Annotated in this window: 9 protein-coding genes; 5 read left to right on the top strand and 4 right to left on the bottom strand. The window is 69.2% G+C overall.

The genetic code is table 11. The features are described from left to right. Positions 1-818, bottom strand: an 818-nt coding sequence (mvk, locus tag HMPREF0975_RS00675) for a mevalonate kinase (RefSeq protein WP_009232155.1), incomplete at its 3' end; no start/stop codon positions are given. A 257-nt stretch (positions 819-1,075) separates the two neighbouring features. Between mvk and HMPREF0975_RS00670 the strand changes: the two genes are divergently transcribed. Then, positions 1,076-2,902: a proline--tRNA ligase gene (locus HMPREF0975_RS00670; RefSeq protein WP_009232154.1), complete on the top strand. Its 1,827-nt coding sequence runs from the start codon at positions 1,076-1,078 to the stop codon at positions 2,900-2,902. 21 nt (positions 2,903-2,923) lie between these two features. On the opposite strand, the gene HMPREF0975_RS00665 is transcribed toward HMPREF0975_RS00670, so the two are convergent. Genes HMPREF0975_RS00665 through HMPREF0975_RS00655 form a run of 3 tightly spaced genes read right to left on the bottom strand, consistent with a single transcriptional unit; the run spans position 2,924 to position 7,118 of the window. Further along, positions 2,924-5,947 (bottom strand): DEAD/DEAH box helicase family protein, encoded by a 3,024-nt coding sequence (locus HMPREF0975_RS00665; RefSeq protein ID WP_049939302.1) that lies wholly within the window; start codon positions 5,945-5,947, stop codon positions 2,924-2,926. A 6-nt stretch (positions 5,948-5,953) separates the two neighbouring features. Further along, positions 5,954-6,190, bottom strand: coding sequence for a hypothetical protein (locus HMPREF0975_RS00660; RefSeq protein ID WP_009232152.1), 237 nt, complete (start codon positions 6,188-6,190; stop codon positions 5,954-5,956). A 1-nt stretch (position 6,191) separates the two neighbouring features. Next, entirely contained in the window at positions 6,192-7,118 is a 927-nt protein-coding gene (locus tag HMPREF0975_RS00655) for a hypothetical protein (RefSeq protein ID WP_049939330.1), read from the bottom strand. 212 nt (positions 7,119-7,330) lie between these two features. Between HMPREF0975_RS00655 and rimP the strand changes: the two genes are divergently transcribed. The 4 genes from rimP (at position 7,331) to HMPREF0975_RS00635 (ending at position 10,042) form a co-directional block, all read left to right on the top strand. Next, a complete protein-coding gene (gene rimP / locus HMPREF0975_RS00650; RefSeq protein WP_009232150.1) occupies positions 7,331-7,867 on the top strand; it encodes a ribosome maturation factor RimP in 537 nt (178 codons plus the stop codon). 166 nt (positions 7,868-8,033) lie between these two features. Then, entirely contained in the window at positions 8,034-9,074 is a 1,041-nt protein-coding gene (gene nusA / locus HMPREF0975_RS00645) for a transcription termination factor NusA (protein ID WP_021607354.1), read from the top strand. A gap of 118 nt (positions 9,075-9,192) precedes the next feature. After that, a complete protein-coding gene (locus HMPREF0975_RS00640) occupies positions 9,193-9,525 on the top strand; it encodes a YlxR family protein (RefSeq protein WP_009232148.1) in 333 nt (110 codons plus the stop codon). 91 nt (positions 9,526-9,616) lie between these two features. Continuing rightward, positions 9,617-10,042 (top strand): translation initiation factor IF-2 N-terminal domain-containing protein, encoded by a 426-nt coding sequence (locus HMPREF0975_RS00635; protein WP_009232147.1) that lies wholly within the window; start codon positions 9,617-9,619, stop codon positions 10,040-10,042. Positions 10,043-10,048: the final 6 nt, after the last annotated feature.

Here is a 10,048-nt window from a genome sequence, read left to right as displayed (position 1 = left end):
TTGGCGCCCAGTGCCCCGGCGGCGCGGGCGGCCTCGGCGAGATCGTCGAGGACCGGCAGGCTCAGGCTGAGCTCGGCCAGGACCGTATGCGCCTCATCCATGGCGGCTCCGAGGGTGGGGGCGTCGGCCTGGTCCAACGCCGTGATTGCGTTCTGGGTGAGTGCCCCCAGGCGGTTGATGCGCGGACCGATGTTGTCCGGGTCGTTCTCGTAGCGCTGGCGCAGCCCGCCGACGGCCTCCCGGGTGGAGCCGTGGACGCCGGAGTCGGCGATGATCAGGGAGGCGTTGCTCATGCGCTGGCTCAGGGGGCGCATCTGCCCGCCCTGGAACCGGATCGGGCACGGGGAGCAGGTGGCGGCGGCGTCGAGCCCGGAGGGCTTGCCGTGCGCGATCTGCTCGGCCATCTGCGTCAGTGCGAACAGCTCATCTGCGTCGGCCCGGCGTCCGCAGGAGTCCAGGACAGCGCGAATGATCGCCCCGGCCGCCGCAGCCGATGAGCCGAGCCCGCGCTCGTGGGGGAAGTCGCTCACGGTGGTGATCTCGAAGGCCTGGTCCAGGCACCCGGAGAACTCACGGGCCACTTCGAAGGCCCGGGCCACGCTAGCGAACCGGGTCCCGGCCCGCTCCAGGTCCCCCGAGTAGTCCAGGCTGCGCAACATGGAGGGGCCCGGAACCGGGCTCGCCGTGGCTCGCATCCGCAGGTCCTGCAACGGTACGGCGACGGCGGGGTGCCCGTAGACCACCGAGTGCTCGCCCAGGAGAATGGCCTTAGCCCACGTCTGGCCGTGTCCCTCACGGATGGAGGAGTGCCTGTCCATATGCTTCCTTGCCTGTGGCCCGCACACGGGGGAGCGCGTGGAGCGGGTCGAGTTCAGGGATGAGAGGGCCGACGAACCCTCGATGGGATCGAGCGTATCGGGCGCTTCTCCGGGGTCGCAAGTCCCATCTGACCAGCCAGGGGATGGTTCTGGAGCCCCCGTGGGCGCCAGCGGGATGCGCCGCCCCGTTTCCGTGATTTCGCGCGACCCGGCGGGCTCCATTGGGGCGGCGGCGCCGGAGCCCGTAGGATCGCCCCGTGCTGCACAGACTCTCCACCTCCTTCATCCGAACCCTGCGCGAGGACCCGGCCGACGCCGAGGTCGCCAGCCACCGGCTGCTCGTGCGCGCCTGCTACATCCGCCGGGCCGCCCCCGGGGTGTACACCTGGTTGCCGCTGGGTCTGAGGACGCTGCGCAAGATCGAGGACATCGTGCGCCAGGGGATGGACGCCATGGGCGGCCAGGAGGTCCACTTCCCGGCCCTTCTGCCCGCTGAGCCCTACCAGGCCACCGGGCGCTGGGACGACTACGGCCCCACCCTGTTCAAGCTCCACGACCGTAAGGATGGGGACTACCTGCTGGCCCCTACCCACGAGGAGATGTTCACCCTCGCGGTCAAGGACCTCTACTCCTCCTACAAGGATCTGCCGGCCATCGTCTACCAGATCCAGACCAAGTACCGCGACGAGGCCCGCCCCCGCGCCGGCATCATCCGCGGCCGCGAGTTCGTCATGAAGGACTCCTACTCCTTCGATATCGACGACGCCGGGCTGGCCGCTGCCTACCGGGCCCACCGCGACGCCTACGAGCGGATCTTTGCCCGCCTGGGTCTGGACTACGTCATCGTCAACGCCATGGCCGGCGCCATGGGCGGCTCGCACTCCGAGGAGTTCCTCTACCCCTGTGAGATCGGCGAGGACACTTTCGTGCGCTCCTCAGGCGGCTACGCGGCCAACGCCGAGGCCGTCACCACCGTGGTCCCCGATGCGGTGGACGCCTCCGGCATCGGCCCGGCCCGCGTCGTCGACACCCCCGACACGCCCACTATCGACTCGCTGGTGGATCTGTGCAACAAGGCCTACCCGCGTTCAGACGGACGGGCTTGGACGGCCGCCGACACGCTCAAGAACGTCGTCGTCACGCTCATCCACCCCGGGGGGGATCGCGAGCTGCTGGTCGTCGGCGTGCCCGGGGACCGCGACGTCGACATGAAGCGATTGGAGGCCGCCGTCGCCCCCGCCGAGGTCGAGATGGCCGGCGACACCGACTTCGAGACCCACCCCGAGCTCGTGCGCGGCTACATCGGCCCCACCGCCATCGGCCCCAACTCGCCGCTGCGCCGCGTCGAGAGGCTCGACGACGGAACCGAGGTCCTCACCGGCTCCGTGCGCTACCTGGTCGACCCCAGGATCGTGGAGGGGACCAGCTGGGTCACCGGCGCCAACACCGACAAGAAGCACGTCCTCGACCTGGTCATGGGGCGCGACTTCACCGCCGACGGCACCATCGAGGCCGCCGAGGTCCGCGAGGGCGACCCCGCCCCCGATGGCTCCGGCCCCCTCCACCTGGCCCGCGGCATCGAGATCGGACACATCTTCGAGCTGGGACGTAAGTACTCCCAGGCCCTGGGGCTGACCGTCCTGGATGAGAACGGCAAGGCCCGCGTGGTCACCATGGGCTCCTACGGCATCGGCGTCAGCCGCGTCATGGCAGCCCTGGCCGAGGCCAACCACGACGAGAAGGGGCTGTCCTGGCCGGTTCAGATCGCCCCCTATCACGTGCAGGTCCTGGCCACCGGCAAGGACCAGACTGTCTTCGACGTCGCCGAGCGGATCGCCTCGGCCCTGGACTCCGACGGCGTCGAGGTCCTCTACGACGACCGCCGCAAAGTCTCCGCCGGGGTGAAGTTCGCTGACGCCGAGCTCCTCGGCCTGCCCTACACGGTCGTCGTCGGTCGGGACCTATCCAGGGAGGGGACCGTGGAGATCCGCGACCGCCGCACCGGTGAGCGCCGCTCCGTGCCCGCCGATGCCGCCGCGACCGAGCTCAGTGCCACGGTCCGCGCCGCACTGGAGGCCGCCTGACACTGAACGGCGCGGGGACGCTCAGTCCTCCAGCCAGCGCCTGGTGCGGCGCAGACCGACTCGTCCAGCGGGGCCGCCGAGGCCGCGGCAGGACATGAGCGCTGCTGCGTCATCAGCGTCGGCAACCAGGTGAAGCCGGCACGGACCCACTCGTCTGGACCAGGAGTGAACGAAGGCCTCCATATCGGCTCGCGAACGGGCCAGGGCCGTCGGAACCGCAAGGTGAACACTGTCATCGTGGTTCCATGCCCCCAGCGTCAGTAGCTTTCCCAGGAGACGCCGCAGCCTGTTTAGAGGCCGTTCGGCCGTGCCTCGCGCCAGTGTCGCGGTAGCAACCTCGAGGATGAAACGAGGACGGCGCACCGGGGAACTCAGGAGCTCCTTGAGGATATCGGCGAACCGAGCGCTCTGATGGGTCTCCACCCCGTCCAGGCCGATAAGCACGCTCGGACGCGATCCGCCGGGCGAATCGGTGGGACTCTCGCGAACCACGAGGTTGGGGCGGGGCACGTCAGCGGGATCCCCACCTGCGGCGAGGTCGTATCGCGAGAGGACAACATCGAGAACGGCGCGAGCCGCAGCGCTCCAGAAGGCCATGGGCGATCCCCGGCGCAGTAGGGCCGGTGCACTCGTGATCTCGACTGCCTCTAGCGTGCGGCCACGGCCGCGTCGCGACACCCGGTGTGCTGTGGGTGCTTGAGCGAGCCATCGCCGCGACTCGACCTGGCGGTCGAGGCTGGCCAGGGTGGTGGAGTTGAGTGCGTCGATATCCTCTGGGGCGGCGCCGTCATCCAGTTCCTCGAGAAGGCGGCGCTGGACCGGTGACAGCATGGCATCGAGCCCCGTCTCGACAACAGGTGCGCCAATAGGTCCGTTGGAGGCCGCGGCCGGGTTGCTCGCCGGGTCATCGATCTGCACCAGTGACCATAGGTGCTCGGCCTTGCGACGCAGTCGGTTCAGGTCCGGGTCAGAGCGCAGGCGGGGATGACCTGGCAGGAGGCAGGTGACGGACCAGTTGTGAGCGACCTTCTCGACCCAGCCAGGGTCCAAACGCATCGTGCGACCGCGTAGCTGCTGCGTTGAGGCTGAGGTCGTCGCCGCCGTGAGATCGATGAGTGTATTGACTGCTGGGCAGTCCCAGCCTTCGCCGAGCAGGCCACGAGTGCCCACCACGAGCCGTATCCGTCCGGTCGCGACCAGCTTACTGACGGCCAGGACGAGTCCGGCGCTGCCAACCCCCTGCCCGGTGACCGAGAGCATCCAGCCGTCATCGGTGGCTGGGAGCGCGAGACCGGTGCTCCGACGTAGTTGATCCAGTAGCGAGGTCTCCCCGCTGGCCAGGCTCAGGCGGGAGCTGGTCAGCAGCACCGGGTGCAACGAGCGCAGGCGCGCATCACTGAGCAGCATGCTCATACACCGTACTGCGCCTCCCGCAGAATTGGGGCGCGAGGAGGCGACCGGGAGGTCGAGCGCCCGATGGGGAGCGGATCGCTCGGCCGCATCCGTGACGACGACGGCCCGCAAGCGCTCACCGATGGAGTCGAGTTCGTGGCGCAGAATGTCGATAACCGCCGTGTCCTTGGCTCTCGAGGCGGCCGTGATGACGTCTACCGGGGAGCGTCCCATTCGGATCCCGGAGTCGGTCAGGTGCAGGCCGAAGCCTTTCAGCAGCTCCCGGGCGGACTCCCAGTCCCGTCGACGCTCCGGTGTCGTCAAGAGCCGGTCGAGAGCGTATTGGCTCAGGAGCCTGAGTTCATCGTCAAGGTCGAGCGGCTCGAGCTCGGGCAGGAAGGGGACGACCCGGACGCTCAAAGACGTGGCCCGGTAACTGCCTGTCCTGCGCAGCAGTGCACTTGCGGAGGTGGCCAGCACAGGGTCGGCGTCGAAACCCGCCACGATCCGATGTATTAGTTCGGTCTCATCAGGTGGTTCTCGTGGTCCTACCGGTGCCGAGTCCGGGCCGTCACTCTCTCCCCCGAGGCTAACGGGGAGCTCCGACTCTCTCAGGGCATCAGATGCAGCGGCCTGAGAGGAAGGGGCGACGACATGGAGCAGGTAGTCGATGCCTTCGGAGCTCAGCAGCAGTTCAGCAACACGGTGACGGAGCTCCCGACCGGCGGTGACCAGGAACTGCGTCTCCTCCGGGGAGGGCAGCGTGAACCAGGCCAGTTGACGACAAGGGGCAAGGTGACCGGCGCGGACGACGGCCGGAACTGGAACCTCGGCGTCGACGTCGCCCAGGAGCGCACGGTATCGGCGGGTGGATCGGTCCTCGCCCGAAGGCTCGGTAGCGGTGAGGCCAATGAGCGTGGGCGCCAGTCCCGCCTTCCTCAGACGCCGCGTGAGGAAGTGGACGACGACAGCCCAGTGCGCCCGCAGATGGTGGCACTCGTCGAGGATCACGGTAGCGATACCGGCCTCTACCAGTGCATCTATGCGCGCCCGAGCGTTAGGTGACAGAAGCGAGGCAATGGCTGCGTCGTCTAGCTGGTCGATCCGGCGTCGGATGGCGGCAGCGCGCGAACGGATGCCGCGTGCGTAGGTCGTGGGGTTCTGGGCCTCGAGGCGCGTCAGCCAGGTTCGCGCGCTCGCGGGGCTCTTGCCGTCGGCGGTGAGCTCGGTCACCCACCGGGAGCGGGCGGCTTCGTTCCATGGGGTCGCGTCGTCAACGACGGACAGGGACTGATAGGTCAGGACCGTGAGGTCAAGAAGTTCGTGATCCTGGTTCTCAGGAGCGTTGGGCGTTTGATGGCCGGCGGTCAAGGATTCGTCATCGTTCCGTGTGAAGAACTCACTCGCCTGCTGACTCCACTGTGCCCGGATCACGGTCGTGGGCGTCAGGACGAGCGCTCTGCGACCGTTGCGTACGGCCAGTTCCAATCCCATGAGGGTCTTACCTGCTCCAGGCGGTGCAAGCAGGTGAAGCGTGGAGCCGTCGTCAGGGTGAAGCCGGTCAAGGAGGTTCTGCTGGTAGTCGCGTAACGGCACTCGACGTGTCCACCGGCGCAGCGGGCGCTGCGCGTTGACGGGATCAGGAGTGCGCATCGCCACTCACCTCGGGGCCGCGTCGCCCTGGATATCGGTCAGAAGCCTCTCGGTCTCCTGCTGCTCGACCACGTGCTCGTGGGCCGGGTTGAAGACGTTGTCGATGGGACCCAGGACGGCGCCACGCGGGTCGGGCTTGCGGCGCCGCCAGTAGATCCAGCCACGGCGCTCCATCCACAAGAAGAGCCGGTCCGCGGCCGCCAGGGCGGCGACGACGGCCAGAGCCGCTACGAGGAGACGCATGTCAAGCGGCGTATCCGGGCAGGGAGGAGAAGTCCGCGCCCCAGGCGGTGGCGCGGCGGGCGGCGTCGACCGCGCCGGTGACGGCCGCCTCGCGGGCCGGCGTGGATGCCTTGGCCGAACCGGCCTCTTGCACCTCCGCCGATACGACGGCGGACCACACCTGCCGGGCCCAGGAAACCTCCGCGCTCACGCCGGGATCAGAGGACTCGCTCGGGGTGGCGTAGGCGCCCAGCCGGGTATCCTCGCTGCCAGCGGCCACTGCGGCATTGACAACGGAGGTTGCCGCCTTGGCGTCGTCGACCGCCTGGGTGCGCTGAGGATCGTTACTGCGCGCCGCGATCTCCTCCATGGCGTAGCGCGCCGCGTCATAGGAGGTCAGCAGACCGGCGCTGATCTTGCTGCCCTGAGCCACGTCCACGCGCGGTGAATCCGCCGAACCCACTGGGACGATGAGATCGTGTTGAAGGGTCCAGGCCACGGTCAGCGCGGCGAAGAGTCGGGCGTCCTGCTCCGAGGCCGCGCCGATCGCCGCTCTGCGCGCCATCGTCGAGCCGTCGCCCAGGGCGGTGGCCAGGTCCTCGGCGGTGGCGTCGGCCGGGGCCGAGGGCACCGGGGCCACAGTGGGGTAGGAGGACGGCACCTGCGAGGCCCACGGCTCCCACACCCCACCCAGGGTCTCGAGCTGGGCGTCAGCGGTCTGCTTGACACCCTCGGCCAGGGCCGCCGTGGTGGCATCCGCGCCACCGGCCGCAACCGCCCCGGCGGTGGAGGAGATGAGCGCCGCCTGCCTGGCCAGGCCATCACGAGCGGCCTCCGCCGGAGAGGCGGTCGGCAGAGACGCCGGTGAGCCCTTGCCCAGGCGGAGCCCGCAGCCGCCCAGTGCGGCCGTGGCGGTACCTAGAGCGAGGATCGCGGTGCGGCGCGTCATGCGACGGCCCGCGGCGCCGATGCCGGAGCCGGGAAGGGGCCTGTCATCGATCGACGCCCGGGGGTCGTTCGTCTGGGCGGGGCGGGGAGCGCGACGAGTGTTCACTCGGGAATCCTCCCACAGCCGGCGGGTAGCATGATCCCGACCCTCGACCACGTCGACCATGTTCGCCCGAGCTGTCCGCCCGGGCCCACAGGGGAGGAAGAACGACTATGGCAGCCCACGACCCGCTCAAGGGGGCTAATGCATTGGCCCGTAGCCTGACCGGACTGCTCGCTCCCGTCGTCGCCGACGCCGGGCTCCACCTCGAGGGCGTGGAGACCACCCGGGCGGGCAAGTACTCGGTCGTGCGCGTCTTCGTGGACCTGGCCGATGGCCCGGGCGACCTCGACCTCGACGCCCTGGGGCCGGTGACCGCGGCCGTCTCACAGGCCTTGGACGAGGCCGACCCCGTCAAGGGTCAGTACACCCTCGAGGTCTCCACGCCCGGAGCCGAACGTGAGCTGACCACCTTGCGCCACTTCAGACGTGCCGTTGGTCATAGCGCCAGGGTGCGCACGGCCGACGAGGAGCTCGCCGGCGTCATCACTGCGGCTGATGCCGACGGCGACGTCAACGGGGGAGACGGAGGCGGCCTGGTTGGCATTGAGATCGACGGCGTCGAGCGGCGCATCGCCCTGGAGGACATCACCGAGGCGCAGATGGTGGTTGCCGGGCTTGACAACCGGGCAACAGGCCGAGGCTTATAAGATACCTTCGGCGGATAGCGTCCAGGAATAATGTATGACTCGATAACTGATAGGTTGACGGACCGGTCCGAAAAGATGTGATGGACCGTACGGCCCGTCACGGGCTACCGTCGACGGGGAGCCCAGCGCACACCCGCCCAGCGGACCAGAGAGGACCCAAGCACCCATGGACATCAATATGCCGGAGCTGCGAGGCGCTGCCGACGAGCTGGGCATTGACCTGGACAACCTGCTGCCCGCTATCGAGGACGCCATCCTGGGCGCCTACTCCAAGGTCCCCGGCGCCATCCGGGGTGCCCACGTCGAGATCGACCGCCGCACCGGGCACATGAGTGTACTGGCTCCGGAGGTCGACGAGGACGACCAGCCCACGGGGGAGTACTTCGACGACACCCCCGACGACTTCGGCCGTATCGCCCAGGCGACCGCCCGCAGCGTCATCGTCCAGCGCATCCAGGACCGCCGCGACTTCGAGGTCCTGGGCGCCTTCAAAGACAAGACCGGCGAGCTGATCTCCGGCACCGTGGAACAGGGGCGCGACCCCCGCATCGTCTACGTGCGCCTGGACGAGGAGCACGAGGGCATCATGCCGCCCCACGAGCAGGTCCCCGGTGAGCGCTATCGACACGGCGACCGCGTGCGCGCCTACGTCACCGATGTCTCCCGTGGCACCCGCGGCGCCCAGATCATCCTCTCGCGAACCCACCCCGGCCTGGTGCGCAAGCTCTTCGAGCGCGAGGTCCCCGAGATCTCCTCCGGCGACGTCGAGATCGTCTCCGTCGCCCGCGAGGCCGGGCACCGTACCAAGATGGCTGTGCGCTCCAAGGTCCGCGGCGTCAACGCCAAGGGCGCCTGCATCGGCCCCATGGGCCAGCGGGTGCGCGCGGTCATGACCGAGCTCGGTGGTGAGAAGATCGACATCGTGGACTACTCCGAGGACCCGGCGCGGTTCATCGCCAACGCCCTGTCACCGGCCCGTGTGGCCGCGGTGGGCGTCATCGACGCCGAGGAGCGCACCGCTCGCGCCATCGTCCCCGACTTCCAGCTCTCCCTGGCCATCGGCAAGGAGGGGCAGAACGCCCGCCTGGCCGCCCGCCTGACCGGTTGGAAGATCGACATCCACGCCGATGCGGAGTCCGGCGAGGTCACTCCGGGGCAGGGATCGCAGTCCGACGACGTGACAGGTGCCTCAGGGCTGGACGACTGAACCGTCCTGCGCGGGGATGTAGACTTTCCGGCGGACCTTTGCGGGTCCTGCCCTGGGATCTCCCGGCGGCGGTGCCCGCGTCAGCGGATGCAACGCAGCGGAAGGACACCGACGGACGGTGGCGACCACCTCTCATGTGCCCGAGCGCACCTGCATCGGCTGCCGGCAAAGGGCCCCGCGGGCGCAGCTGCTGCGCCTCGTACTGACATCGAGCGGTGAGCTCGACGTCGACGCCCGTGCCGTCAGACCCGGGCGCGGCGCCTGGATCCACCCGGATCCGGAGTGCCTCACCCTCGCTGAGCGACGACGCGCCGCTCCACGCGCCCTGCGCACCTGCGGACCACTGGACGTGGCCCGGGTCCGCGGGTTCCTGGAACGGGGTCTGGTCAACGACAGCGAGGTCCCCGCTGCCCGACCGGGTGAGCGGACCACCGATAGCGAAGGCGGGTAGGAAGCCGATGGGCACCCGATGAGTACCCAGCGATGAGCTGCCTCTAGAAGCACCCACCCCTGTCCGGGGTGGGAAACCGGACAGGAGAAAAGTGGCTAAACCACGCGTTCATGAGCTCGCCAAGGAGCTCGACCCCACTGGCAAGAAGGTCACCTCGAAGGTGATCCTGGCCTGGCTCAAGGACCAGGGAGAGTTCGTTAAGGCGGCCTCCTCCGCGGTCGAACCCCCCGTCGCTCGCCGGGTTCGCGAGCACTTTGCCGCCCAGGTGCAGGAGGCACCGGCGGACACTCGGACCGACAAGCCGACCAAGACCGCCTCCGAGGCTCCCAAGCCCTCCAAAGGCGCTCCCAAGCCCGGAGCGGCTCAGGCCGGCAAGCCGGGGCCCGCCATCCCCAAGCCGGGTGCCGGCGCTCCCAAGCCCGGAGCGACCGCCCCCAAGTCCACAGCCTCGGCTCCCAAGCCCGGCAGCGGCGGCAGGCCCGCACCCGGGGCCGCTGAGACACGCAACAGGGGATAGGCAAGG

It is taken from the genome of Actinomyces sp. oral taxon 849 str. F0330 (assembly GCF_000239715.1).
Taxonomy (GTDB): Bacteria; Actinomycetota; Actinomycetes; order Actinomycetales; family Actinomycetaceae; genus Actinomyces; species Actinomyces johnsonii.
This window is presented reverse-complemented; position numbering and strand designations above follow the sequence as displayed.